We start from the raw sequence: 25,301 nt of genomic DNA on the forward strand, positions 1-25,301 counted from the left end.
CCTTATTCCTTTGCTTCTGCAACCACAATGGCAGAACCTGGACGAAGCTTAGTGAGGTTATTGGTAATCACGACATCGTTTACATGTAAACCATTTTCAATGATGTAAGCATCATTGTGTACCGTTCCAGCTTTAACAGGAACTTTAGCTGCTTTACCCTCTTTAGCGACATAAACGTATGAACCTGTGGCATCTTGAAGCAGTGCTTTTTGAGGAATACTCAGTGCATCTTTATAAATCAATCCACCGACATTCACACGTACAAAAAGTCCGGGAATCAAACTGTGATTAGGGTTGGCAAAGGTAGCTCTAGCTTTAATGGTTGATGTTTGCTCATCGACATAACTGTCTAAAAAGTCTAAGGTTCCTACTTTGTCATAAACACTGCCATCAGGCGTGCTAATCTGTACAGGCAACTTCGCCTTAGCAATGCTATTCCACTGAGCTTCATTCATCGTATATCGTTTTTTCAAAAGTTCAATGTCAGGTAAAGAAAACTCAACATAAATAGGATCCATTTGGGTAATAGTGGTTAGATTGAGATTTTCACTGCTTGAGCCTACATAGCTTCCAATATCTTGAGTATTCAGACTGGTTAAACCTGAAATTGGCGCTTTGACCGCGGTATAGCCTAAATCAATCTGTGCTTTTTTCAACGTCGCTTGTGAAGCTTTTAAAGAAGCCTGAGCTGATTCATACGCAGAAAGTGCGCTATCTCGCTCTTTTTTGCTGATGGCATCTTGTTCAAATAAGACTTTGATTCTATCCCAATCTCGGGTGGCTTGTTTCAAGGTCGCCTCTTTCACACCGACATCCGCAAGAGCTTCTTGTACGAGAGCTTCGTAACGGTTAGAATCTATCTGATACAAACTCTCCCCCGCTTTGACAAAGCTTCCCTCTACAAAAGATTTCTTCTCCAAAATACCACTCACACGGGCAACTACATTGACCTGTTGCATGCTTTTTACTTTAGCAGGATACTCTAAACTCACAGGGATATTCTCTGCTTTAACCGTGTAAGTCGTTACATGTAAAGGAGGCATCGCATGCATCCCACCTGCGTGTGCATCTTTTTTTTCACCACTGCACCCTACTAAAACAAAAGCCCCTAAACCAAGAGCTATTGCGTAGTGTAACACTTCTTTTTTATTCATCTATTTGCTCCATTTAAATTGTGTAATGTACATTACATTACATTTTTTGGGCGAATTATAATCCCAAAATGTAAATAAGTCAAGCATTTACGACTCTTTTGATACGCCAATCCCACGACAAAAAATGGTAACAATCTGTTTTAACGCCTTCATACGAAGCGCTTCAGAAACATCCGTTTCCACACCTAAAATACGGGGAAACATAAAAGGCTCTTCGAGTGAGCTTAAAAATTGATGCGCACACAGCATTGTATCTTCTACCTCGATTCTTCCACACTCTTTTTCATGCTCTAAATATTCAGCGACCATCGTAACCGGACGCATCATAACATGTAAAAATTTTTCATTGATGGATTTTGTCTCTTCAAGATAGCCTAACGAAGCCGCTAATCGATTAAATAAAATAGCATCATCTTCCACTAAGATATCCAAATAGGATGTACCAATCATCATTAAAAACGCTTCCAAACGCCCTTCATAATTCGCACTTTGTCTGCCCCACTCACCAAAAAGCTCTTCCGATTTTTGCTCTAATACATAAATGAGCAGTTGCGATTTGTTACCAAAATGCTTATACAGAGTCGATAAAGAGCCACCGGATTCTTTGACAATATCATTCATACTGACATTTTCATAGCCTTTATCTAAAAAAAGCCTATGCGCTACATCAACAATTTTTGCACACCTCGACTCAGCCTTGCCACTCAAGTGTTTAAAAAAGCTACTGATGCAACAGGTATGGTCTTTCATAGCCATGCACCTCCTACAATTTTTTTGTCATTATACAACAAATCCATTTTTACCCTTTTTGCTTCTTAAAACTGTTTTTACTAAGGATTTTTGTTATATGATTCCTTTACATGTAAACTTTTTTACATATTAACCGATAATGGCTAAAACTGTTTAAATATTATTTTTGGAGCTACCTTTATGGATTTAACCGTCATCCTTGGCATGGTCATCTCAATTGCCTCTATCGCTATTGGAGATATTATGGAGGGTGGCAATCCTCTGCATGTTCTTCATATCACCTCTTTTATTATTGTTGTTCCTACAGCGATGGCTTCAGCCATGACAGGTACACACCCTGAGTATGTTCGTGCCGCATTTAAAGAGATTAAACTGGTTTTCAAAAAATCTCCCGTTGATTTACATGCACGCATTAAACAGATCATTGATTTAGCGGTTATCGCACGTCGTGATGGCATTTTGGCACTTGAAACCCATGCAAATGCTATGGACGATGAGTTCTTTAAAAAAGGACTCAGTATGGCAGTCGATGGCACCGAAGCGCACGAGATTGAAGAGACTTTAGAGATTATGCTCGAAGAGACAGAAGAGTATTATCATGGTGCGGCGCACTATTGGCTTCTAGCTGGTGAGTCGTGTCCTGTTATTGGTTTGATTGGTGCGGTTTTAGGACTGATTCTCGCCCTTCAAAAACTAGATAACCCAGCGGAGATGGCAGCTGGTATTGCGGGTGCATTTACGGCAACCGTAACAGGTATTGCGGGTGCGTATATTTTTATGGGACCGTGGGGAAATAAACTCAAAGCAAAATCGCATGATTTTATTAAAGAAAAAAAGGTTATCTTAGCGGGTATTTTAGGCATTTCACATGGTGACAATCCTCGTATGTTAGAGACAAAACTTCTTAATTATCTCTCTCCAATGGAAGAGAAAAAAAGCCAGTTCGATAAAGCGTAAGGAATCACTGTGGGTAAAAAGAAATGTAAACCAACAGAGTGCCCAGCCGGTGAAAAATGGGCAGTGCCTTATGCTGACTTTTTAAGCCTTCTACTGGCGCTTTTTATTGCGCTTTACGCATTGGCTTCTGTCAATACGGAGAAGATGAAGGCACTTAAAGAAGAGTTTGTCAAAATTTACGATTACAGTGCCAAACCTGAAGAAACCACTCCTGTTATGAACCTCAATGTCAAATCAGGCGATGCGGGAAAAGAAAAAGAGAAAGACAAAGGCAATGTGGGTGGGATGAGTGCTCAACTCGAAGAGATTGCTAGAATGGCGCAAATGATTGAGAAGATGAGTTTAGGAGAAGGCTCATTGGATCAAAAGATTGATGGGGCGATCTTTAAACTTCCAACCAAAATGCTTTTTGCACCAGGTTCTGCGGAGATTACCAACAGTGATTCTATGCTCTTTTTAAAGCGCATTTCTGATATTATCACCATGCTTCCTCAAAATGTCGATGTCGTTGTCAAAGGGTTTACCGATACCACGCCTCCACCTCGTGGTTCAAAATATCAGGATAATCTGGAACTTTCCAGTGCGCGTGCCAATGCGGTCATTCGTGTCTTAATTCGTAATGGCATTGCTAAAGAGCGTTTAAGTTCAGCAGGATATGGCGATACCAAAGCGATTGCAAGTAACGACACTGATGAAGGACGTGAAAAAAATAGCCGTGTCGAATTTACCATGCGTATTTCAGGTCCTAGCAATGCTGCTAAAAAATCTATTTTAGATACCCTCAACACCTTAGAAAAACAAGGCGAATGAGTTTTTTTTAGGCTTCATTAGAAGCCTAAACCACTTTTACATGTAAAGAGCTTTTTGTATGATTCAAGTTACTAACCTCTCTAAACATTTTGGAGAACAAACCCTTTTTGAAAATATCAGTTTTACGCTCAATCGAGGCAATAAAATAGGCTTTGTAGGACGTAATGGTTCAGGAAAATCAACCCTGTTTAAAATCCTTTTAGGCGAAGAAGAAGCCGATAGTGGCGAGGTTTTTATTCCTAAAAACTACACCATTGGAACACTGCGTCAGCATCTTCACTTCACGCACAAAACCGTCCGTGAGGAGTGCGCTTCAGCTCTGCATGGTGATGAAGCGTTTGATGTCTATAAAATTGAAAAAATGCTTTTTGGTCTTGGTTTTTCAAAGGAAGATTTGGAAAAAGACCCCATGAGTTTTTCAGGCGGTTATCAAATCAGACTCAACCTCGTCAAACTTTTAGCGACCAACCCTTCCATGCTTCTTTTGGATGAGCCGACAAACTATCTTGACATCGTCTCAATGCGTTGGTTAAAAACCTTTTTAAAAGAGTTTAAGGGTGAGCTGATTCTCATCACCCATGATAGGGATTTTATGGATGCGGTAACCACGCACACGATGGGACTGAGACGAAAAAGCCTTTTACTCATTGAGGGAAACACGCACAAATACTACGCCAAACTTGAAGAGGACGATGAACGCTATCTTAAAACCAAAGCCAATTTGGATAAAAAAAGAGCAGAATTAGAAGATTTTATTATCCGTCAAAAAGCCAAAGCCTCTAAAGCCGTTATGGCGCAAAGTAAAGCTAAACAGCTTGAAAAAATGGGTGAAATGGATGATTTGGAAGAGGAAAGCAGTCTCTCCTTTTCGTTTAACTATAAAAAAACACCTGCTAAAATTATTTTAGATGCGCAAAACATTGGGTTTGGCTATGAGGAAACAAAGCCCCTCTTTGAAAACCTCTCCTTTAAACTTGAAAAAGGAAAATGCCTTGCGATTATCGGTAAAAATGGAAAAGGAAAATCAACTCTCTTAAATGTTTTAGCGGGTGAATTAGCTCTACAACAAGGCTCTCTTTCTTTTCATCCTGAAACAGCTATCGCTCATTTTGGGCAAACCAATATTCAAAGACTTAACCTTAAACATACGATTATCGATGAAATTTATGAAGTCGATCCCCTTTTAGGCATTACCAAAGTGCGAGCCATCTGTGGAGGGATGATGTTCTCAGGCAAAAGTGCGGAAAAAGAGATTTCTGTGCTCTCAGGTGGTGAGAGAAGTCGTGTCATGCTCGGAAAAATTATCGCTACCCCTGCCAACCTTCTCTTTTTGGATGAGCCTACCAACCACCTTGATATGTACTCCATTGAAGCACTCACAGAAGCAATTCAAAGCTTTGAAGGCTCAACCATTTTAGTCACCCACTCGGAGATGATGCTTAAAACCTTAGCCGATGCGCTGATTATTTTTCACCAAGGAAAAGCTGAATTTTTTGATGGAAGCTATGAAGCATTTTTAGAAAAAATTGGCTGGGAAGAAGAGTCTGAAAATACACCTAAAAAAGTCGCTCAAAGTGACTACAATGAAACGAAAAAGTTGCGTACCAAACTCATTCAAGAGCGCAGTTCTAAACTCTCTCCTTTGAAAAAAGAGATAGAAAAATGTGAAGCAAAGATTATGCATCTTGAAGAGGCAATAAAGGCAAAAAATGAGGCTTTAATACGCATCTCTTCTGGCAATGACCTTTGCGAATTACAACGTCTCTCTAAAGAACTTAAAGGCGATGAAGAGACGTTAAATCTCCTTTATAAGCAGTTTGAGTCTTTACATGTAAAACATGATGCGCTTTTTGAAGCCTATGAAGAAGAATTGAAAAACATCCAAAATTAGTGTAAAATTGCGAAAAAATGCAAAGGTAGATGATGGCTGATTTGAAAGAACTTCTTTTAGAAAGCGGGTGTTCAAGTGAATTTATTTTGGATGCGTTACGCTATGAAAAACTCTTTATAGGTGATGTTGATGCGTTTATTGACAGAGTGGAAGAGATTTTAATGAATGAAGATGATTACGAAGAGGAACTTGATGAAGAGGATGAGTTTGATGATGAAGAGGATGATCCGATCTATCAAAGCGATTATAATTATGATGGCAATGAAGGGGATATCTACTTTGAAGATGAAGATGGCGAAGAGCCTTTTGAAGAGGATGAGGATGAAGAGTAAACTCTTCTCTTTTTCCCCCTACTCTCTTTTCTTACCCTTTTTTTTATTATTTTTTACTTTTTCTACTTTTATCCATGCAAAGGATACCGCTATGAAACACGAAGTCGCAACCCTAGGGGGCGGATGTTTTTGGTGTTTAGAAGCCGTCTTTGAAGAGACACGAGGTGTGATAGATGTCATCAGTGGTTATGCAGGTGGCAAACTTCCAAATCCAACCTATGAGGCGGTTAGCTCTGGTACAACAGAACATGCTGAAGTGGTGCAGATTACGTATGATGTTTCCATCATTTCTTATGAAGAAATTTTAAAAATTTTCTGGCTCATTCATGACCCAACCAGCCTCAATGCGCAAGGAAATGACGTGGGTACCCAGTACCGATCAATCATTTTCTACCACGATGAAACGCAAAAAGCAAAGGCGCAAAATTCACTTAAAACGTTTAGCTCCAAATTTACGAAACCTATGGTCACCGAAATCAAGCCTTTAGAAGTTTTTTACAAAGCAGAAGCCTACCATCAAGACTACTTCAAAAACAACCCCAATCAAGGGTACTGTCTCTTTGTCGTCTCGCCCAAAGTACAACATTTTAAGCGTGAGCTAAAAGATTTAGCCAAGTAGTTAAACCTCTAGGCTAAATCCCTGTTCAATGTACGGGTACGTTAAGCTCACACCTCTTTTTTTAAGCCCCAAAAGCGTGTGGCAACTCGCATGAATCAAATAGCCATACTCAGGGTTAATGCGTTCAATCAAAGCGTGCGCACTCTCCCAATTTAGATGTTTATCAGAATCAAACGAAGGTGTATACGCAGCGTCCAAAAAGAGATAATCAAGGTGTTGCTCCTTTAAAAAAAGAAGACTCTCCTCACTCATCCCTCCACAATCGGTCAAATACGCCACACGCTTTTTACATGTAAAGAGTACAAAACCATGTGTAACTTTGGAGTGAAGTAAAGGCACCGCCACTATTTTAACACCTGCAATCTCTACGGTTTCAAATGGCGCTACAATACGGTACTCAATGTTGTTTTTATGCACCAACAAATCCCCAAATCCCTCTGTATCATCGGGTGTATAACAGATAATTTTCTGGGCTGATTTGCGCAAACGAATCAATCCTAAAACATGATCCGCATGAAAATGGGTCAAAAAAACAGCTCGAATCGTCGTTGTGTTAAAACGATCCATCAAGCTATCACACCCCGCATCCAATAAAATGACACTGCCATCATCCAACTCTAAAAAGGCACTTGTAGAGCGATTACTCGTTTGATTAAGCCGTGCCTCTTCACACACTTCACACGAACATAAATGCAAAGGAATTCCACCTGTATCAGCTGTTCCTAAAAATTCAAATTTCACAGACGCTCTCTTTTCTACACATTAAATTAACTTAAACGCAACCAAACTCACCGCCATCACCAACATCCCAAGCACAATGCCTAAAATCGTCGTATGCGCATTCCCATACATCCTAGCGGAAGGCAAAAGCTCATCAAAAGAGATGTACACCATAATGCCCGCAACCATCCCAAAGGTAATACCCAGCGTTAACTCTCCCATTAAAGGCAAAAGCAAGAAAAATCCCACAACAGCCCCCACAGGCTCAGCCAATCCTGAGATAAACGCATACCAAAAAGCACTTTTTCGATTACCTGTTGCATGATAAATCGGTAATGAAACCGCCATGCCTTCAGGAATATTGTGAATCGCAATCGCAAGGGCAATACTCACACCTAAACTTAAATCATCCAATGCTGAAATAAACGTCGCAAACCCTTCTGGAAAGTTGTGAATACCAATCGCAAGAGCCGTAAAAATACCCGTACGTTTTAAAGCTGAATCATGCAGTACAGAGTGTTTATTTCCCTCTTTTAAAACACTCAGTTCTTTATCGCTTTTAAGCTCGTGCGGATTGACATCCTCGGGAATAAATTTATCAATTAACGCACTTAAGCCAATGCCTCCAAAGAAACAAAGCAGTGCCAAAGTCTCCCCTAAAACTTCACTATTGTAGAGTGTGCCAAAAGAGCTTTTTGATTTATCAAGAATCTCCACAAAAGAGACATACACCATCACACCCGCTGAAAATCCCATCCCAATCGATAAAAATGTATGATCTTTGGCTTTGGAAAAAAATGCCAACAAGGCACCAAAGCCTGTACTAAGTCCTGCAAAAAGGGTGAGAAAAAAAGCAGGAGCAAATTGGGAGAGTGTGATTGTTTCCATAGAAAACCTTTTTTAAAAAATCTGCTTTATCTCAATTTTTTCGAGCATCAAAGAGCCATTCATCACACCAATCGTATCTATCAAAGCCATTTTAAAAGAGCTTATCCCTTTACTTTTATCTGCTATTTCACCCGCAATCGCCATCGTTGAAATTCCTAAAATAGCACTCAGTAAAGGGTCATGAGTCGCTCCTACAAATCCACCAATCAACGCACTACTCATGCATCCCGTGCCTGTAACATTTTGTAAAGCTTTGTCGCCGTTGTGAAGGGTGTAACACTCTTTTGCATGACAGACAATATCCTCTTTGCCTGTCATTGCAATGACACAGCCTAATTTTTGCGCTAAATCCTGAGTAATGTTTATCCCATCATCACCTTCATCTCGTGAATCCACGCCTGAACTTTTGGCTTCACGTCCTGCTAACGTCTTCATTTCCGCCCGATTGCCACGAATGACACTAAACGCAATAGCATCCAATAACTTTTGTGTACTTTCACGTCGAAAAGTTGTCGCACCCACGCCCACAGGATCAAGCACCACAGGAATGTTTTTTGCATTCGCAACGCTTCCTGCTTTAAGCATGGAAGCAATAGTTCGCTCATTTGCTGTACCAATGTTTAAAACCAACGCATCCGCTAAGCTTACCATCTCTTCCATTTCACTCTCTTCATCCGCCATAATCGGGGATGCACCAATGGCTAAAACCACATTGGCACAGTCATTAACAGTGACATAATTGGTGATATGATGAACCAGTGGTACACGCTTTTCTAAGATTTCAAACGCCTCTTTTATCTTAGCTTCTATCTGCATCCTTTACTCCTTTATCCCTGCTTTTTCGTACAAAGCGTAAAAATGATGCACAGGTCCTACCCCTTTTCCAAGCGCAAACCCATGTGCAATCGCTTCGGTAATATACGCTTTTGCCTCTTCAACCGCTGTTTTAACGCACATGCCTTTGGCTAAATTTGCCGCAATGGCTGAGGAAAGTGTACACCCTGTTCCGTGCGTATTTTTTGTCTCCAACCTCTTTACATGTAAAAAAGAAAACGTCTCTCCATCAAACAAAACATCCGTAGCATCATCTTCTAAGTGTCCGCCTTTTACTAAAACATACGTGCATCCAAGTGTATGTAAATCACATGCGGCTTGTTGCATCAACGCTAAGGTATTAATCTTATAACCTACGATGACTTCAGCTTCTGGAAGATTGGGAGTAATAAGCGTTGCCATTGGCAATAAAAGCTCAATCAGTGCTTTTTGCGCTTCTGGTTGTAAAAGGTTGTATCCACTTTTTGAAATCATTACGGGGTCAATCACCAATGGAGGCAGAGGGTATTTTTTGAGTGTTTTTGCAATGATTTCAATCGTTTCAGGGCGTGAAACCATACCAATTTTAATCGCATCTACACGAATATCATCAAAAATCGCTTCGATTTGATGAGCAATCATGGAAGGTGTCACATCTTGTACATCAAAAACACCTTGCGTATTTTGCGCAGTGATAGCGGTAATGACGCTCATACCAAACACCCCATTGGCACTAAACGCTTTTAAGTCAGCTTGAATTCCAGCCCCGCCACTACTATCTGAGCCTGCGATTGTTAAACAGTGTTTCATTGTGTTCCTCACTCCAATAGTTTACATGTAAAGTAAAATAAACATTGTAACTTAAAACAATCGCCTCTTACTCATTGATTTTATTTTTAACATCATACCGTTTAAAAACATGCATTAAAAGCTGAATTAAAATCATAATGACAACGCCTTCCATCAATGCCGCTACGATGAAAGAAGCATACTCATTTTCACCAATCGCCCCATTTTTAGCCGCAATCGTAGCAATAGCAACCAAGAAGGTTAAAGGCATCGAATCACCTAAAGAAAAAAGAATCGTCTCTTTTAATCCTAAATAACTGTAATACGCCGCAAAGGAACTGAGCATTCTCGCTCCAACCATAGCAAGGACAATCCAAAGTGCATGAGTTAAGATATCTGGTGTAAAAACCAAATTTAAATTAAGCGTTGTTCCAACGAAAATAAAAAAGAGTGGGACTAAAAAACCAAACCCAAACATAGAGAGCTGATGCGGAAGCTCTTTTTTATGCGCAAAAAAGTTAGAGATAAAAATACCCGCAAGAAAGGCACCCAATACCATATCAATTTCAAGCCACTGCATCGTAGCAATTAAGATAAAGAAGAGTGCCATACTAAAACGTAAGCTTTGATGCATCGTATCGTCGTTGGGCATAATAATGCGTTTTAACTCAGGATACCACCAAAAAAGAATTTTAAGAAAATGAAATAAAAAATAAGTTGCAAAAAAGACCGCAATCAAAATTAAAATACTCTTCGCAAAATGCCATCCAAGTCCATGGGTAATAGCACCATCAAAGATAACCAATGCCCCAATACTTACCAATTCACCAATCACGCCAATAATCAAGGAAAGTTCCAACCAACGATGTTCACGCCCATGCTGATTGATTAACGCCATAATCATACCCAGCGAAACAATCGGAATAGCAACAATATAAACAGGGGATAAATCAAAAAAGAGATATAAAACAAAAGAGATACTATACAAACAGAAAAAATACAAAATAGCTTTTTTTAAAAAACGGTCTTTATAATGTAAAAACCGTTGAATATCAATCTCAAGCCCTGCTAAAAACATCAGATAGAAAAAACCAATTTTTGCGAGATTTTTAAAGACTTCATTGTCTACATGTAAAAAGCCAACCCAAACGGCTAAAGAGCCAAGAAGTATCTCGACCACAGGCGTTGGAATACGAAAAAGACGAGAGATAATGGGAGAGAGAACCATCAAAAGCACCACATGCGCTAAAAAGATAAGATTTTCCAAATGTATCCTTGATTTTAGGCTTTTGTGTCAAAAGGTGTAGCGATAAGCCGGGTTCTGTCGTTGGGTGATTATTTATCTACTGCTTACTTTACAGTAAGCCTCTAGCGAAGGGTTTATCGTGTGTGAGACCAAAACCATCCCTTCTTGCTGCAGGTTGGGTTTACATAGCCGCGATGATTACTCAAAGCGCTGGTGGGCTCTTACCCCGCCGTTTCACCTTTTCCATTAAACTGTCTTTTTAGAGACAAGCAAAGCTCATCTTCCATTTATCTCACGAAAGCTATGCTTTCGCAAGGGCGACAGAATGGTAGTTTACTTTCTGTTGCACTGTCCCTTAGGTTACCCTAGCCGTCCGTTAGGCGGAACCATGTCTCACATGCAGCCCGGACTTTCCTCTTGAGCGTGAGTGCCCAAGCAATCACCTGCTACACCTTTTGAAGCTTGGATTATAGCTAAAGTTTAATAAGTTCTCCTATAACCACCCTTAATCACCCTCACATAAAAGCTTTTTAAAGAACAGAGATTCCGCACAAAAAGTTTTCATATAAAGTCTAAAAATTCACAATAATGTAATTTTGACATTATAAACTTTCTGCAATTAAATACTTGTGCACAAAGCGTTTAATCCTAAAAAATACCCTATTCTCATGGAGGAAAAGATGTTAAGAAAAGTCGCCGTTTTAGCCGTTATTGCTAGTTCTTTGGCATTAGCCAAACCAAATGTCGTTGTATTAGCTACAGGTGGAACAATTGCAGGTTCTGGAGTTTCAAGTACACAATATGAAGGGTATCAAGCCGCAGTCACAGGCGTTGACAAATTATTGCAAGCCGTTCCTGAACTGAAAAATATCGCTAATCTTTCTGGAGAACAAGTGGCACAAGTGGCAAGTCAAGATATATCGACTGATATTTGGCTAAAATTAGCAAAAAGAGTGAATAGTCTCTTAAAGCAAGACAATGTAGATGGCGTTGTCATCACCCATGGTACAAATACAATGGAAGAAACAGCTTATTTTCTCAATCTTGTCGTTAAAAGTAAAAAACCTGTGGTTATGGTAGGTGCTATGAGACCAGGTACTGCCATTAGTGCGGATGGTCCAATGAACCTCTATGATGCGGTTCTTACGGCTGGTTCAAAAGAGGCTGTTGGCAAGGGTGTCATGATAGTTTTAAATGATCGAATTATCGCTGCAAGAGATGTCCAAAAAACAGATTCAATTACTATTGATACCTTTAAAGCGCCTATTTTTGGTTATCTTGGTCAAATTGTAGATGGTAAAGTTGTATTCTTTAAAAACCCTCTTAATAAACATACGTACGAATCTGAGTTTGATATTAGCACTATCACTAAACTACCAAGAGTTGATATTAACTATGGCTATGCTCACGATTCAGGTACCGTCATTGATGCGTTGGTTGCAAGTGGAGCAAAAGGAATCGTACACGCAGGTGCAGGTACCGCTTCTATGAGTGAATTTGTTTTACCATCTGTTGAAAAAGCGACTAAAAAAGGTGTTGCCATTGTTCGAACGCCTAGAACATCTTTGGGTATGATTAACCATAATATGGAAGTGGCTGATGACAAATATGGCACAATTGCAGGAGGAACACTGAGTACTCCAAAAGCAAGAGTTTTATTGATGTTAGGTCTTACCAAATCAAATAATCCTAAATATTTACAAGAACTATTCTTTAAATATTAGTGAGAAGTGCGGACGTTTTGTCCGCACTTAATACAGCTTATATGAGAGATGAATGAACAAAATACCTTTAGTCTTCGTTGCTTTATTTCTTTTTGTACATACCGCATTTGCGTTAGATATCAAAAATGTTTTAATTATTAATTCTTATCATAAAGGGTATTACTGGAGTGATACCATTATTGATACTTTGCAAAAAAATCTTGAAAAAGAAAACTGCTATTTACATGTTTTATATATGGATTCTAAAAGAATTAACACAGAAAATTACTTAGATAGTTTAACAAAAAGCTATCAACTTCAGCTTGAAAAAAGAGAGTTTGACCTCATTGTTGCCGTCGATAATTTTGCCTATGATTTTGTCTGCAAAAACTATGAAAAATTAAGATTAAATCAAAATATTTACTTTATCGGGTTAGAAAAATCTCCATCAGAAATAGCGCAAACATACAATCTTCTCCCTAAAACTTCAGGGCTGATGGAAAAAAGACTCATTGTGGAAAATATTTTTTTTATCAAAGAAACCTTGCCTCGCATTAAAAAAATATACATCGTCAATGATGAGAGTAAAAATGGCAATGACACGCATACGTTTATAGAAGAAGCCATGATGCGATTTAAAGATGAGATTGAATTTAAGTACATAAGGTCTTCTTCTTTAAGTGAACTTAAAAGCTTATTTCATGCGTTTCGTGAAGATGAAGCACTTTTTTTTGTAAGATTTTATAACGATAAAGAGGGAAATTTAGTTGACAATCTACAATTAACCCTGTTTTTAAACGAATGCAAAATACCAGTTTTTGTCACGGATAATGAATTTATTGATTTTGTATTTGGAGGGTACATTTTACATGTAGAAAAAATGGCTCATCAAGCATCTATTGAAATCAATAATATCTTAAAATCGTATACGTTTCATCCCCAAATCAATACATACACTCTTTTTGAGAAGGTCATCAATTATAAAAAACTAGAATCGTTTCAAAAACAGTTCACTATTTCTCTCTCCAATACAACAAAACTTATCAACTCACCTGAAAATTTTTTCGACAAATACAAACTGTTCATTAACATCGTCTTTATTCTTTCGCCTTTTTTACTCATTTTAATTATTGGCTTGATTTATAATATCTATGTTCGTATCAAGAAAACACATCTCTTAGAGCAGAGAATGGAATTTGATAAAATCTTGCTCGAATCCCTAGACCATCCCATTGTCTGGTACAACGAAAATGGTTTTATTGTGGAGAGCAATAAAAACTTTGAAAGATTTTTAGAGTTATCTTTTGAAAATTCACCCCACATCCAACTCAAAACGTTGATTGAAGATAACACGATTAACGTTTTAATGAAACGCCTCTTTGAACACACCAGAAAAAACTTTTCTGCACTTGAAATTGATCTTACATGTAAAGACAATAACAAAAAGCATACTTTTATTATTAAAAATCCTGAATACGCACAAAATACCTATAATTTAAAAGGCAATGTTGCTATTTTTCTTGATATAACAGACATACGTCACGCTATGCAAAAGCAGAGAAAACAGCAAGAGTTTATTATTCAACAATCAAAACTTGCGGAAATAGGCGAAATTTTAAGTTCCATAGCCCATCAATGGAAAACACCCCTCATTGAAATTTCAGCGATTGTTCAAGAGTATTTTTATGTTCAACACAGACTCCTAGAAGAAGAACACGCGGCGTATCAAAATGATGTGATGACTCAAATTAAGTACATGACCGATACCATTGATGATTTTCAAACGTTTCTCAAACCTTCGAATGAAAAAATCACCTTTAATATTCAAGAATCCATTGAAAAAATCCTCTCCATTGTCGATCATACCATTCGTTATAACCACATTGAAATTCTTATGGATATAGAAGAAAACTCCAATTTATGTATTTACGGATATAAAAATGAATTTATGCAAAGTCTTTTAAATATTATCAATAATGCGAAAGAGCAGATTTTAAAACAAAAAGAGAAGACTAAAACCTTAAAAGGGATGATTAAAATAACCATCTTTAATCAAAACGATTATCTCATTCTCACTATCGAAGACAATGGAGGAGGCGTATCTCAGCCTAACATTGAAGATATTTTCAACCCGTATGTCACAACAAAATCAAACGGTTTAGGTATAGGTTTGTATATGAGTAAAATGATTATAGAAGATAAGATGCATGGCAAAATAAGCGTTGAAAATTCACGCTTTGGAGCAAAATTTACGATTCAATTAAAGGTATGTCATTATGAAAATTCTCGTGCTTGAAGACAACGTAAGACTCTTGCGTACTATCAAAATAGGGCTTGAAAATGAAAACTTCAAAGTCGATACCTTTACAGATGGTGAAGAAGCTCTTAGCGCTTTAACCAATGGGTATTCGTGCTTTATTTTTGATATTAATGTTCCCTCTTTAAGTGGTTTGGATGTGTTAGAATATTTACGCATCAACTATAAAGATACGCCCGTCATTATGATTAGTTCGGATGTTGGCTTGGAGAAAATCAAAAAATCGTATGAGTTTGGCTGTAATGACTATATCAAAAAACCTTTTTTCGTTTATGAATTGGTACAAAAAATAAAAAATCTTTGTAAAAATGAAACGCAAATTATTTCATTAGGAGAAGGATTTACCTTTGATTGTAAAAACCACATTTTATTGCATCAAACGACAGAGATTAAACTATCAAAACAAGAGATACTTTTTCTTGAATTATTGAGCAAAAAACGCAACAAAACATACTCTTATTACGAGATTGAAGAGTATGTTTGGGAAGGAAAATCAACAACAGAAGGCAATATCCGAGCTTTAGTAAAAAGACTACGCCTTAAAATTCCTCCTAAATCTATTCAAGTCATTAAAGGCGTTGGCTATTCTCTTGTGTGCTCATAGAAGCTTAGATTTACACATTATTTTTGATAAGTTCTTCTATTATTACCGTAGCGTAAGAGCCTTTAGGGAGTGAAAAGTGCATCTCAAACCATGCCTCTTCTTCTTTGTAGCTCCCCTCCACCTCTTCGGCAAAACTCCATGCAAAACGACGGCTTCCGTTGATTTTGTCTAAAAATGGCTCGCTCTCTTTGAACATCTCTTGCTCAATCACACCCGCTTCATGTTCGGCTCTGATGTTTTTTCCACCCACTAACCAACCAGCAATGCTAATGCCTCGCTCTAAAAAGCGGGGCAACTCTTCTGTTACATTTTCACACACAAAGGCTTTTCCCGCTGGGTAGTGGTGTAAGACATCACCGTGCATCATTTTAAAAAATTGGGGTTGTTTTTTAAGATTTGCAACCATCTCTTTAGGAAGATTAGTCGCCCTCGCCCCATCACTCACACCAAACTCTTCAATCAAACGGCTAATTTCGATGCGTTTTGAGAGCCAATTATTGAACAAATAACTCTGATAAGCGTTAATAAAAAACTCTTTCATCTTCGGATTTCGCTCTTTACGACTGCCCTCTAAAATCGCTTTGCCTTTGAGGTAATTATCGCCATCAATGCCAAAACGCTGGTAGCCAAAAAAGTTTGGAAAGCCCTCTTTAGCAATTTTTTTAAGCCCATCTTGAAGTTTTTTCGCATCAATGTGGCTGACTTTTTTAAGACGTATAAAAAAGCGGTTACCTTTCAAGTGCCCTGTGCGAATTTTATTGTTGTGGTAGGTTTTCTCTAAAATCTTGATTTTTTCATGGGAAAAATTGGCAAGTTTTGCTTCAAAACTTTTATGTAAGGAGATGTACTGTGTGGTCATGCCCTCTTTATCTTTAAGCCCCGCATAGCCAAAATCGCGCACTTTACAGCCACTCACTTCGCTTAAATACTGAAGCATATCCCATGTGGTCATATCTTTTTTTCTTACATGTAAAACGAGATGCTCACCCTCTCCACTAAACGGATAAAGGGGGATTTCATTCACCACAAAGTCACTACTGCTTTTCGTAAACGTAGCGTTAATGGGTGAATGGGTGAGGAAAAATTGTCGTGTCATGGTTGTCCTTAAAATGGTTAAAAATGGTGTTCTTTACAGATGCATCGGTAACGTTTTCGTGCTACTTTACCAATGATACTAATCTTTGTTCGTGTCTGCTGTGCCAAACGTAAAATGTGCTTTTTATGGCGAGGATTGAAACTAAAAAGCATCTCGTACTCCTCACCACTGCACAAAAGGCGTTTAGGGAGTTTTTTCTTTACATGTAAACCGACATTGCCACTCTCTTTTAAGAGCCTAGAGAGATCTTTGGAGAGTCCATCGGAGATATCCATACCAGCGCTTAGGTATTTAGCACTTTTATAGACAAAGTTGGCTTTGAGTGTCGGTGTGATAAACCGTGCTTTTTTTGAAAGAGAGCCTCCTCGTAAAAGCCGAGTGAGTCCTCGATAAGACTCCCCCAGTTTGCCTGTGTATGCTACCAAATCACCCACTTTGGCATTTTTTCGCTCCAAAGCTTTTCCTTGAAGCGTAGACACAACGGTAATGGAAATCATCACCTTTTCACCTGCGGTGGTATCGCCTCCGACAATCTCCACACCATACGCATGAGCAATGTTTAAAAACCCTTTGCTTAACGCACGCATCTCTTCATAATGAAAAGATTTGGGAAGCACGACTCCAATGAGCGCATAGCGTGGTTTTGCGTTCATCGCAATGGCATCAGAGAGATTGACTAACATGCTTTTTTGCGCAATCTGCTCTAAGCTCATCCACGAACGTTTAAAGTGAATATCCTCGCAAAAAAGGTCTTTTGAATAGACATAGTTTCCAAGAACTGCCCCATCATCACCAATCTGTTTGCTGTTAAAAAGGGAAATAAAAAACGCCTCTTTTGACATGATGCCTCGCTTACTAAAGTGCTCTATTGTATGATGTTTGCCATTAAGAAGCCATTAGAGGGAAAGTACTTTGATTGTAACAGATTTTTGCAAGTAATCTTGCGCTACTATAAATCAACCCATCTAAAAGGAGCCCTATAATATGGAGTGTAAACTCGAACTTAGCGTCTTTCGCTTTGATGCTAAAACAGATTTTTTGCCTTATTATAAAAAGCATTTCATTACGATTGACACCACAAAAACAGTGTATGAACTTCTAGCGCAGATTCAAAATGAAGAGGTGAACTTTGATTATCCCAAGGGAAGTCTTAGTGCCTTAAAAATCAACGGCAAAGCTCTCTTTAGTGATGCTTTACTTAAAGGTGTCATTGAACGTTTTGGAAAAAGCTTAACCCTAGAGCCATTAAGTTCTAAACGTGTTACCAAAGACCTTATCATCAATACCGATGATTTTTACCAAAAATTTGACCTTTTAGATGCCTATGTGGATGGCAAAGAGAGAGCGCTTTTTGAGCGTTATATCATCTATCATTACGCTTCGCCTGTCCTTGATTTTGTTGAGGATTATCAAGGAGATGCCCTGTTTGCTTTTGCCTACGATATGCTTCAAAAACATCCTGAACAAAAACATCACATTTTAAACGTGATTGCCAACGAACACATCGGTCTGTTTTTACATGTAAAGCTCTGCAAAAAGATCTATCCTTGTAGTGCAGATGTTGAAAAGAAGATTGTTGCGCTTAAAAATGAAGTCATGCAACACCGTCCTTTTCTCTCTTCGTTTGTTGAAAAACATTCACACTTTACCACTCTTTTATAAGGGAAGTCTATGAAACACTATTTTCTTTTTGATAGCCTGATTGAACGTGAAAAAACGGCTCCATTTCTTCGCTCTGCCTTGGTACTTCTTGAGCATTTGCACATCGACGCTATTCCTTTTAAAGGGGCAAAAGCGGATGTAGGTTCTGAGTATAAAGGGATTGATGAACAAAAATTTTTAGAACACTATGCCTACAACTTAAGCCTTGCTGCACGTGAAAAACGTGCTATTCTTTGTGTTGAACAAAGCTCTTTCATCTCACATGCCTACACCAAAGATATCCTGCAAAATGATGCGACACTTAGTGCGACCATAGCAGAGCGTTTAGAAAAACAGAACCTCACTCTTTCCCTAGACGTTGAAGTGTGTTCACTAGAACAGCTCTTGATAGAAGAGATTGGTCTTGAAAAACTTCAAGAAGAACTTAAGCACCCTTTTTCTGAGTTTCAAGTAGCTCTTTTTAGAGGAACCAATGCCTGTCGTGCAAGAAAATATCTTGATGAAACACTTCTATCTACCATTCTTAAGCGTGTCGATCTCAAAATGGTTTCACATGCAAGTGTGTATGAAAGTGATGGGTATGAGGTTCTAAGCACATCTTCTCTTTTAGCCAAACAACTCGCATCACGTGCCATGCTTGATATGTTCGACCACGCTGCAGACTTTGTTCTTGTGGTTGATGCACGCAGTTTTGTGATGTTTGATTTTTATCAAAAAGAGCTTGAAAAGGTTGCCGGAAGAGAGATAAACCTTTTTGTTTTAACCCTTCCAGAACTTCTTGCACTCGCATTGGGCATTCACGATAAAAAACGCCTTGGGCTTGATCACCATAAAGTTCCCCTTACCCTTATTTAAGTCTCAAAAGAAGCAGAACGACTCTGCTTCTTAAATTTTTATAAATCAGAGTCATTTAATCTTATTTTTTATCTCTTTATGTGTGACTTTTCTGTATCATTTTAAAACTTTAAAAGATAACAAAGGAGTTAAAATGCCAAAAATCAATCGTTATGTTGATATTGACACCGTTGAGAGAGAAGCAAAAAAGGATTATATCGATAGACACTCACCTTTTATTACCTGTGAGAACGAGGCGAAACAAAATGAGCCGTTTAAAGTCACTGTCAAAGTAGGTAATGCTTATTCACATCCTGATGATTTTGACCACTACATTGCCAATGTCCAACTTTACAATGCAGATACCCTTTTAGCCAGAGCCGATTTTGTCGCAGGAACACTCGGTGGTCAAGATAAAAAAGGACAAGCAGAAGTGACGTTTACTATCATCCCTACAGGTAAAAAACTTAACCTTGTCGCACACAGTTACTGCACCAAACACGGTATTTGGGAAAGTGATCCTGTTGAAGTTAGCGTAGCCGAATAACAAGCGTGCCCTTAATGGGCACCTTTTTACAAGAGTTCCTTCAAAAATTTCAAAAAATCTTTAAAACAAACCTCTAAAGAATAGATTCACACTGGATAACCTTAAGTGAAATCCCCACCACGCATTTTTGCTACTTTAACTTCTTTCACTTCATACGATTTATTCCTTAGAAAAATATGTGTATTTTCTTCACACTTTCTTTTTTTTATCTTCGTTTTATCTCACACAACATCTCATGCAAACCCCATATTTTCATGCTCAACTACTTTTTGAAACATTTTGAATATCTTTTATTACAAAAGCAAAAAATTAAACCCAAAATCAAAAAATATATGATACGTTTTAGGCGTGTTGAGTTTATATAAATGCATTTCATAAAGGAGAGGAAAAGATGACAGGACAAAGTACCAGCGCATCTTCAAAGATCATTTGGCTATTTATAGCCATATTAGGCGCTTTTGCACTCGGATATGTTGCACTAAATCGTGGTGAGACGATTAATGCGATGTGGATTCTCACTGCTTCGGTGTGTGTATATTTGATTGGGTATCGCTACTACAGTCTTTACATTGCCAATACGGTATTAAAAGTTGATAATACCCGTATGACCCCAGCGTTTCGTCATAATGACGGATTGGATTTTGTACCAACCAATAAAGTCATTTTATTTGGTCACCACTTTGCAGCGATTGCAGGTGCTGGTCCGTTAGTTGGTCCTGTACTTGCAGCACAACTAGGTTATTTGCCAGGTATGCTATGGCTTTTAGCGGGTGTAATTATCGCAGGTGCAGTTCAAGATTATATGGTGTTATTTGTTTCCACGAGAAGAGACGCACGCTCTTTAGGTGAATTAGTCAAAGCAGAACTAGGCACGCTCCCTGGTATCATTGCGCTCGTTGCGTGCTTTATGATTATGGTGATTATCTTAGCCGTTTTAGCAATGGTTGTTGTCAAAGCTCTTACCCATAGTCCTTGGGGAACCTTTACCGTTGCGTTTACCATTCCTCTGGCTCTTTTTATGGGCGTTTACCTACGTTATATCCGTCCAGGTCGCATTTTAGAGATTTCTCTTGTCGGCTTTGTAGGCTTAATTGCAGGTATTATGTTAGGAGGACAAGTTGCCGCAAGTCCAACATGGGCACCTTACTTTGATCTTAGCGGTATTGCGCTAACATGGTCATTGATTGCTTATGGTTTTATTGCAGCAGTACTTCCGGTTTGGTTACTTTTAGCTCCTCGTGATTACCTCTCTACTTTCTTAAAAATTGGTGCTATTGTTGGTCTTGCTATTGGTATTGTTATTTTAATGCCTGATATGAAAATGCCAGCCATGACCAAATACGCTTTTGGTGACCACGGTCCAGTATGGACAGGAAGTCTCTTTCCTTTCTTGTTTATTACGATTGCGTGTGGTGCGGTATCAGGATTTCATGCCCTTATCTCTTCAGGTACAACCCCTAAAATGCTTGCCAATGAAGAACAAGCACGTTTTATCGGTTATGGTGCGATGTTGATGGAATCTTTTGTTGGTATGATGGCATTGATTTCTGCGTCTATTATCGACCCAGGTGTCTACTTTGCGATGAACTCCCCACTTGCAGCGCTGAATCCAACAGGTTTAGCTGACGTTGCTGCTGCTGCTTCTGCAACAGTGAGCCAATGGGGCTTTGTCATTACCCCTGATGTTCTAAAGCAACTGGCTGTTGATGTGGGCGAGAGTAGTATTATTTCTCGTGCCGGTGGTGCTCCAACACTCGCTGTAGGTATGGCTCAAATTCTTCATGGTGCTCTTGGTGGTCTTGGTTCTATGTCCTTTTGGTACCACTTCGCCATTCTTTTTGAAGCCCTTTTTATCTTAACAGCAGTCGATGCAGGTACCCGTGCCGCACGCTTTATGTTACAAGATTTGCTAGGACTTATTAATCCAAATCTTAAAAAAACAGACTCACTTTTTGCTAACCTTTTAGCAACAGGTTTAGTCGTTGCATCATGGGGATACTTCCTCTATGTAGGCGTTGTCGATCCATTGGGTGGTATTAATACGTTATGGCCTCTCTTTGGTATTACCAATCAAATGTTGGCGGCTATTGCCTTGATGTTATGTACGGTTGTGCTCTTTAAAATGAAACACCAAATGTACGCATGGGTCACCATCGTTCCTGCGACATGGTTGGTCATTTGTACGATGAGTGCTGGTTGGTATAAAGCATTTAGTGCAGATCCTGCGATTGGATTCTTCGCTAAAGCAAATCAACTCAAAGACCTTTTAACAAGTGGAAACTTCAAACCCAATGCCATTTTTAAATCTCAAGAGGCGGTTGAGCGTGTTATTTTCAATAACCAAATTGACGGTATTTTGATTGTTTTCTTTATGATTGTTGTGGTTACGATGATTTACTTCACCGTTCAAGCATGCTTAAAAGCACTTCAAACCGATAAACCAACCGTTGTTGAAGTTCCTTATGCTCCATTTCCTGCAAACGCAGATGAAATTTTAAGAGGTGCGGTACACTAAGACCACACCCTAAGAAGGCTAAGAGATTTAGCCTTCTTTACATGTAAAGGAAAAACGATGTTTGACAAACTGGTTAAAGCTGGAAAATATCTTGGTCAAGCCGCCCGTCAAATCGTAGGAATGCCTGATTATGATATTTACGTCCAACATATGAAATTAACCCATCCCGATGAAAAACCAATGAGTTATGAAGAGTTTTACCGTAACCGTGTTGAAGCCCGTTATGGAGGCGCAAACGGTTCGATACGCTGCTGTTAGCAAAAAGAGACTGTAGTGGTGCAGTAAACATTACTTTTTGCTTTCAGACTTTTTACAAGGATACTTTTTATGTCAACAAAAAACGTACTACCTGTTACAATTTTAACAGGTTTTTTAGGCGCAGGGAAAACAACCCTTCTTAACTACCTTTTAGAACATAATGATGGTGAGAAAGTAGCCATTATCGAAAATGAATTTGGTTCTGTGGGTGTTGATGGCGCATTACTTAAAGGCAATGCAAACAGTGAAGTCATTGAACTGAGTAATGGATGTGTGTGTTGCAGTATACGAGGAGAACTCACAGAAGCCTTGCATGATCTCCTCCGTAAAATAGACACAGGAAAATTACAAGTCGATCGTTTGATTTTAGAAACGACAGGGGTGGCGGATCCTTCTCCCATTGTACAAACCTTCTTCTTTGATGAAGAAATCGCAGAGCGTATTATGCTAGATGCCGTCATTGTTTTAGTCGATGCCATTCATGTCCTTAAACAACTTGATGAACACCGCGTCTGTGCGGCACAAATTGGGTTTGCGGATCGTATCATTTTAACCAAAACAGACCAAATTGATGATGCACAAAAAGAGCTTGTACTCTCACGCCTTCATACAATTAACTCTAAAGCAGAAATTTTTGAAGCCTATAAGGGTGCTTTACCTAAAGAGATTTGGCTAGGACTGGATGCTTTTGAAATCAATGATGCCTTAGGCGTTTCTCAAGGATTTTATCAAGCTAAAGATGTCAAACACATCCAATTTAAAAATTTTTCTACCCAAAAACCATCCCAATCATGGAATGACGATATCATCTCATATGTATTTGAGGCAGAAGAACTAGATATAAAAAAAATAGGTGCTTTTATGGAAGAGCTTGTTGAAGAGTATGGCAACGATATGCTCCGATACAAAGGAGTTCTCGCCATTAAAGATGAACCCAATCGCCTGATTGTGCAAGGCGTACATAAGGTCGTTGGATTTGATTATGGTTCACCATTTGAGCAAAAACGTCACTCGTTATTGGTCGTTATTGGTCGAAAACTCCCTTTTGAAGCACTAAAACAAAGGTTTCTCTCTACCGCTTGTGTGTAAGCATATTTGGCTATAATTGCGTTAAAAACGGAAAAGCTAATGCGTTGTAGCCAGATGAGCTCTTTTATTGTTATGGACATAGTAAAAGAAGCAGAAAACTATAAAGATTGTATTCATTTTGAAATCGGTCAGCCTGACCTTCCTCCTTCACCTAAAGTCAAACAAGCTTTACATGTAAGTATTGATGAGAATAAATTTTCTTATACCCAAAGTCATGGTTTAGTAGAACTTCGTGAAAAAATCGCCCAGCATTATCAAACGACGTATGGCGTTACAATAGACATCGAACAGATTTTTCTAACCCCAGGTACGAGTGGTGCGTTTCTCATTGCTTATGCTTTAACGCTTGGAAAAGGCACAACGCTTGGCTTTAGCGACCCTTCGTATCCGTGCTATAAAAATTTTGCCTATCTTTTAGAGATTCATCCTTGTTTTATGCCCATTGGAAAAGAGGACAATTTTGAGTTACATGTAAAACACCTAGAACCGCACGCACTCGATGCTCTGCAAATCTCCTCACCTGCCAACCCCACAGGCAACATCTACGATAGAGAAAACCTCAAAAGTTTGGTAACGTACTGTGAGAAGAAAAATATTGCTTTTATCTCTGATGAGCTTTATCATGGGCTTACGTATGAAAAAGAAGCTTCCTGTGCGCTGGAATTTGGAAGTAAAAACGTCTATGTCATTAACGGTTTTTCAAAATACTACTGTCTCCCTGGTCAGCGTTTAGGTTGGGTCATTGTGCCAAAAGAGAAAATCCGCCATGCCGAGATGGTCGCTCAAAATCTCTTTATCTGTGCACCTACGCTTAGTCAGTATGGAGCACTAGAGGCTTTTGATGACGCCTACTTAAAAGAGATTAAAGCTGAGTTTCAAAAGCGACGTGACTACCTTTATGGTGAATTATCGCAACTTTTTGACATTGACGCTAAGCCTGAGGGAGCCTTTTACATCTGGGCAAACGTCTCACACTATTCAGACGATAGTTTCAGCTTTGCCAAAGAGCTTTTGGAAAATATCCACATCGCCACGACCCCAGGGGTTGATTTTGGAACCAATGGCACCAACTGCTACATCCGTTTTGCTTACACGAGAAGCATCGAGCATATGAGAGAAGGTGTTGAGAGACTCAAAAACTATTTAAAGGAAAAAAATGAAAATCAGTAAAAACAGTGTGGTAACGCTCAGTTACCGTGTGGTCGATAAAAAAGGCAACCCCTTAGATACAGGCGATGAACCACTCATTTATCTGCATGGTGGATATGGCGATATTTTTGCCAAAGTGGAAAAAGAACTTGAGGGAAAAAATGTGGGCGATGAAGTGGAAGTCTCACTGCTTGCCAAAGAGTCGTTTGGGGAATTTGATGAAGAGTTGATTGTAACGCAACCTAGAGCTGAGTTTGACGAACATATCCATGTGGGTGAACAGTTTGAAGAGATTGTTGAAGATGAACTCAGTGGCGAAGAAGAGAGCATTATTTACCTCGTTAAAGAAGTAACGCCTGAGCATGTCATCTTAGATGGCAATCACCCTTTTGCGGGAACTGATGTTATTTTTCATGCCGTTGTAGCCGATGTAAGAAAAGCAACCAAAGAGGAAATTGAGTGCCAATACGCACGTTAATGTTCTAAAAAGAGAGTTACATGTAAAGAAGTCTAATGTTTAAAGAGGCAAAATTGCCTCTTTAAATGCCTTTACATGTA

Annotated in this window: 25 protein-coding genes and 1 other RNA gene; 16 read left to right on the forward strand and 10 right to left on the reverse strand. The window is 38.8% G+C overall.

Features of this window, described 5'->3' with window-relative positions; translation table 11 throughout:
• Positions 1-2 precede the first annotated feature (2 nt).
• Both SDEL_RS05925 and SDEL_RS05930 read right to left on the reverse strand, forming a co-directional pair.
• A complete protein-coding gene (locus tag SDEL_RS05925) occupies positions 3-1,154 on the reverse strand; it encodes an efflux RND transporter periplasmic adaptor subunit (protein WP_012856946.1) in 1,152 nt (383 codons plus the stop codon).
• A gap of 87 nt (positions 1,155-1,241) precedes the next feature.
• Complete coding sequence (locus SDEL_RS05930) at positions 1,242-1,910, reverse strand: TetR/AcrR family transcriptional regulator (protein ID WP_223295810.1); 669 nt, start codon at positions 1,908-1,910, stop codon at positions 1,242-1,244.
• A 174-nt stretch (positions 1,911-2,084) separates the two neighbouring features.
• On the opposite strand from SDEL_RS05930, the gene motA reads away from it, so the two are divergent.
• The 5 genes from motA (at position 2,085) to msrA (ending at position 6,513) form a co-directional block, all read left to right on the forward strand.
• Positions 2,085-2,861, forward strand: coding sequence for a flagellar motor stator protein MotA (motA, locus tag SDEL_RS05935; protein WP_012856948.1), 777 nt, complete (start codon positions 2,085-2,087; stop codon positions 2,859-2,861).
• Positions 2,862-2,870: 9 nt separating this feature from the next.
• Positions 2,871-3,671 carry a flagellar motor protein MotB gene (motB, locus tag SDEL_RS05940; RefSeq protein WP_012856949.1) on the forward strand — a complete coding sequence of 267 codons (801 nt, stop codon included), beginning with the start codon at positions 2,871-2,873 and terminating at the stop codon, positions 3,669-3,671.
• Between the two features lie 58 nt (positions 3,672-3,729).
• Complete coding sequence (locus SDEL_RS05945; protein ID WP_012856950.1) at positions 3,730-5,562, forward strand: ABC-F family ATP-binding cassette domain-containing protein; 1,833 nt, start codon at positions 3,730-3,732, stop codon at positions 5,560-5,562.
• A gap of 32 nt (positions 5,563-5,594) precedes the next feature.
• Positions 5,595-5,894, forward strand: a complete 300-nt coding sequence (locus SDEL_RS05950; protein ID WP_012856951.1) for a hypothetical protein — start codon at positions 5,595-5,597, stop codon at positions 5,892-5,894.
• Between the two features lie 91 nt (positions 5,895-5,985).
• Positions 5,986-6,513 (forward strand): peptide-methionine (S)-S-oxide reductase MsrA, encoded by a 528-nt coding sequence (gene msrA, locus SDEL_RS05955; protein ID WP_012856952.1) that lies wholly within the window; start codon positions 5,986-5,988, stop codon positions 6,511-6,513.
• On the opposite strand, the gene SDEL_RS05960 is transcribed toward msrA, so the two are convergent.
• The 6 genes from SDEL_RS05960 to rnpB all read right to left on the reverse strand — a co-directional run bounded on the left by SDEL_RS05960 (position 6,514) and on the right by rnpB (position 11,424).
• Entirely contained in the window at positions 6,514-7,254 is a 741-nt protein-coding gene (locus tag SDEL_RS05960) for an MBL fold metallo-hydrolase (RefSeq protein WP_012856953.1), read from the reverse strand.
• Positions 7,255-7,275: 21 nt separating this feature from the next.
• On the reverse strand, positions 7,276-8,121 hold the full coding sequence (gene zupT, locus SDEL_RS05965; protein ID WP_012856954.1) for a zinc transporter ZupT: 846 nt from the start codon (positions 8,119-8,121) through the stop codon (positions 7,276-7,278).
• A gap of 12 nt (positions 8,122-8,133) precedes the next feature.
• Positions 8,134-8,937, reverse strand: a complete 804-nt coding sequence (thiM, locus tag SDEL_RS05970) for a hydroxyethylthiazole kinase (RefSeq protein ID WP_012856955.1) — start codon at positions 8,935-8,937, stop codon at positions 8,134-8,136.
• A 3-nt stretch (positions 8,938-8,940) separates the two neighbouring features.
• Positions 8,941-9,744: a bifunctional hydroxymethylpyrimidine kinase/phosphomethylpyrimidine kinase gene (thiD, locus tag SDEL_RS05975; protein ID WP_012856956.1), complete on the reverse strand. Its 804-nt coding sequence runs from the start codon at positions 9,742-9,744 to the stop codon at positions 8,941-8,943.
• Between the two features lie 67 nt (positions 9,745-9,811).
• Positions 9,812-10,990, reverse strand: a complete 1,179-nt coding sequence (locus SDEL_RS05980; protein ID WP_012856957.1) for a cation:proton antiporter — start codon at positions 10,988-10,990, stop codon at positions 9,812-9,814.
• A 27-nt stretch (positions 10,991-11,017) separates the two neighbouring features.
• Positions 11,018-11,424: RNase P RNA component class A (rnpB, locus tag SDEL_RS11745), an RNA gene on the reverse strand.
• Between the two features lie 225 nt (positions 11,425-11,649).
• On the opposite strand from rnpB, the gene SDEL_RS05985 reads away from it, so the two are divergent.
• Genes SDEL_RS05985 through SDEL_RS06000 form a run of 3 tightly spaced genes read left to right on the forward strand, consistent with a single transcriptional unit; the run spans position 11,650 to position 15,593 of the window.
• Positions 11,650-12,693, forward strand: coding sequence for a type II asparaginase (locus SDEL_RS05985; protein ID WP_012856958.1), 1,044 nt, complete (start codon positions 11,650-11,652; stop codon positions 12,691-12,693).
• Positions 12,694-12,745: 52 nt separating this feature from the next.
• Complete coding sequence (locus SDEL_RS11690) at positions 12,746-14,968, forward strand: sensor histidine kinase (RefSeq protein WP_012856959.1); 2,223 nt, start codon at positions 12,746-12,748, stop codon at positions 14,966-14,968.
• Positions 14,949-15,593, forward strand: a complete 645-nt coding sequence (locus SDEL_RS06000; RefSeq protein WP_012856960.1) for a response regulator transcription factor — start codon at positions 14,949-14,951, stop codon at positions 15,591-15,593. Before SDEL_RS11690 ends, SDEL_RS06000 begins: the two co-directional genes overlap by 20 nt.
• 10 nt (positions 15,594-15,603) lie before the next feature.
• Here the strand turns inward: SDEL_RS06000 and truD are convergent, their stop codons facing one another.
• Complete coding sequence (gene truD / locus SDEL_RS06005; protein WP_012856961.1) at positions 15,604-16,689, reverse strand: tRNA pseudouridine(13) synthase TruD; 1,086 nt, start codon at positions 16,687-16,689, stop codon at positions 15,604-15,606.
• Between the two features lie 17 nt (positions 16,690-16,706).
• Positions 16,707-17,531: a thiamine-phosphate kinase gene (locus SDEL_RS06010; protein ID WP_012856962.1), complete on the reverse strand. Its 825-nt coding sequence runs from the start codon at positions 17,529-17,531 to the stop codon at positions 16,707-16,709.
• 142 nt (positions 17,532-17,673) lie between these two features.
• Between SDEL_RS06010 and SDEL_RS06015 the strand changes: the two genes are divergently transcribed.
• The 8 genes from SDEL_RS06015 to SDEL_RS06050 all read left to right on the forward strand — a co-directional run bounded on the left by SDEL_RS06015 (position 17,674) and on the right by SDEL_RS06050 (position 25,221).
• Positions 17,674-18,351, forward strand: coding sequence for a DUF5644 domain-containing protein (locus tag SDEL_RS06015; protein WP_012856963.1), 678 nt, complete (start codon positions 17,674-17,676; stop codon positions 18,349-18,351).
• Between the two features lie 9 nt (positions 18,352-18,360).
• The gene (locus SDEL_RS06020; protein WP_012856964.1) at positions 18,361-19,206 is read left to right on the forward strand and encodes an HdrB C-terminal domain-containing protein; all 846 of its coding nucleotides are present in this window, start codon (positions 18,361-18,363) and stop codon (positions 19,204-19,206) included.
• Positions 19,207-19,339: 133 nt separating this feature from the next.
• On the forward strand, positions 19,340-19,732 hold the full coding sequence (locus SDEL_RS06025; RefSeq protein ID WP_012856965.1) for a class II SORL domain-containing protein: 393 nt from the start codon (positions 19,340-19,342) through the stop codon (positions 19,730-19,732).
• Positions 19,733-20,123: 391 nt separating this feature from the next.
• On the forward strand, positions 20,124-22,247 hold the full coding sequence (gene cstA / locus SDEL_RS06030; RefSeq protein ID WP_012856966.1) for a pyruvate/proton symporter CstA: 2,124 nt from the start codon (positions 20,124-20,126) through the stop codon (positions 22,245-22,247).
• Between the two features lie 57 nt (positions 22,248-22,304).
• Positions 22,305-22,505 (forward strand): YbdD/YjiX family protein, encoded by a 201-nt coding sequence (locus SDEL_RS06035; RefSeq protein ID WP_012856967.1) that lies wholly within the window; start codon positions 22,305-22,307, stop codon positions 22,503-22,505.
• Positions 22,506-22,574: 69 nt separating this feature from the next.
• Positions 22,575-23,594 carry a CobW family GTP-binding protein gene (locus SDEL_RS06040; protein ID WP_012856968.1) on the forward strand — a complete coding sequence of 340 codons (1,020 nt, stop codon included), beginning with the start codon at positions 22,575-22,577 and terminating at the stop codon, positions 23,592-23,594.
• A 39-nt stretch (positions 23,595-23,633) separates the two neighbouring features.
• Positions 23,634-24,764, forward strand: coding sequence for a pyridoxal phosphate-dependent aminotransferase (locus SDEL_RS06045; protein WP_012856969.1), 1,131 nt, complete (start codon positions 23,634-23,636; stop codon positions 24,762-24,764).
• Positions 24,751-25,221 (forward strand): FKBP-type peptidyl-prolyl cis-trans isomerase, encoded by a 471-nt coding sequence (locus SDEL_RS06050; protein ID WP_012856970.1) that lies wholly within the window; start codon positions 24,751-24,753, stop codon positions 25,219-25,221. Before SDEL_RS06045 ends, SDEL_RS06050 begins: the two co-directional genes overlap by 14 nt.
• The last annotated feature ends 80 nt before the right edge of the window (positions 25,222-25,301 follow it).

Source organism: Sulfurospirillum deleyianum DSM 6946 (assembly GCF_000024885.1).
In the GTDB taxonomy this organism is placed as follows: Bacteria; Campylobacterota; Campylobacteria; order Campylobacterales; family Sulfurospirillaceae; genus Sulfurospirillum; species Sulfurospirillum deleyianum.

Excerpts from the sequence above, each read along its gene's own strand:
- SDEL_RS05925 (WP_012856946.1), bottom strand. The coding sequence starts at position 1,154 with ATGAATAAAAAAGAAGTGTTACACTACGCAATAGCTCTTGGTTTAGGG.
- SDEL_RS05930 (WP_223295810.1), bottom strand. The coding sequence starts at position 1,910 with ATGGCTATGAAAGACCATACCTGTTGCATCAGTAGCTTTTTTAAACAC.
- motA (WP_012856948.1), top strand. The coding sequence starts at position 2,085 with ATGGATTTAACCGTCATCCTTGGCATGGTCATCTCAATTGCCTCTATC.
- SDEL_RS05945 (WP_012856950.1), top strand. The coding sequence starts at position 3,730 with ATGATTCAAGTTACTAACCTCTCTAAACATTTTGGAGAACAAACCCTT.
- SDEL_RS05950 (WP_012856951.1), top strand. The coding sequence starts at position 5,595 with ATGGCTGATTTGAAAGAACTTCTTTTAGAAAGCGGGTGTTCAAGTGAA.
- msrA (WP_012856952.1), top strand. The coding sequence starts at position 5,986 with ATGAAACACGAAGTCGCAACCCTAGGGGGCGGATGTTTTTGGTGTTTA.
- zupT (WP_012856954.1), bottom strand. The coding sequence starts at position 8,121 with ATGGAAACAATCACACTCTCCCAATTTGCTCCTGCTTTTTTTCTCACC.
- thiM (WP_012856955.1), bottom strand. The coding sequence starts at position 8,937 with ATGCAGATAGAAGCTAAGATAAAAGAGGCGTTTGAAATCTTAGAAAAG.
- thiD (WP_012856956.1), bottom strand. The coding sequence starts at position 9,744 with ATGAAACACTGTTTAACAATCGCAGGCTCAGATAGTAGTGGCGGGGCT.
- SDEL_RS05985 (WP_012856958.1), top strand. The coding sequence starts at position 11,650 with ATGTTAAGAAAAGTCGCCGTTTTAGCCGTTATTGCTAGTTCTTTGGCA.
- SDEL_RS11690 (WP_012856959.1), top strand. The coding sequence starts at position 12,746 with ATGAACAAAATACCTTTAGTCTTCGTTGCTTTATTTCTTTTTGTACAT.
- SDEL_RS06000 (WP_012856960.1), top strand. The coding sequence starts at position 14,949 with ATGAAAATTCTCGTGCTTGAAGACAACGTAAGACTCTTGCGTACTATC.
- truD (WP_012856961.1), bottom strand. The coding sequence starts at position 16,689 with ATGACACGACAATTTTTCCTCACCCATTCACCCATTAACGCTACGTTT.
- SDEL_RS06010 (WP_012856962.1), bottom strand. The coding sequence starts at position 17,531 with ATGTCAAAAGAGGCGTTTTTTATTTCCCTTTTTAACAGCAAACAGATT.
- SDEL_RS06015 (WP_012856963.1), top strand. The coding sequence starts at position 17,674 with ATGGAGTGTAAACTCGAACTTAGCGTCTTTCGCTTTGATGCTAAAACA.
- SDEL_RS06020 (WP_012856964.1), top strand. The coding sequence starts at position 18,361 with ATGAAACACTATTTTCTTTTTGATAGCCTGATTGAACGTGAAAAAACG.
- SDEL_RS06025 (WP_012856965.1), top strand. The coding sequence starts at position 19,340 with ATGCCAAAAATCAATCGTTATGTTGATATTGACACCGTTGAGAGAGAA.
- cstA (WP_012856966.1), top strand. The coding sequence starts at position 20,124 with ATGACAGGACAAAGTACCAGCGCATCTTCAAAGATCATTTGGCTATTT.
- SDEL_RS06035 (WP_012856967.1), top strand. The coding sequence starts at position 22,305 with ATGTTTGACAAACTGGTTAAAGCTGGAAAATATCTTGGTCAAGCCGCC.
- SDEL_RS06040 (WP_012856968.1), top strand. The coding sequence starts at position 22,575 with ATGTCAACAAAAAACGTACTACCTGTTACAATTTTAACAGGTTTTTTA.
- SDEL_RS06045 (WP_012856969.1), top strand. The coding sequence starts at position 23,634 with ATGCGTTGTAGCCAGATGAGCTCTTTTATTGTTATGGACATAGTAAAA.
- SDEL_RS06050 (WP_012856970.1), top strand. The coding sequence starts at position 24,751 with ATGAAAATCAGTAAAAACAGTGTGGTAACGCTCAGTTACCGTGTGGTC.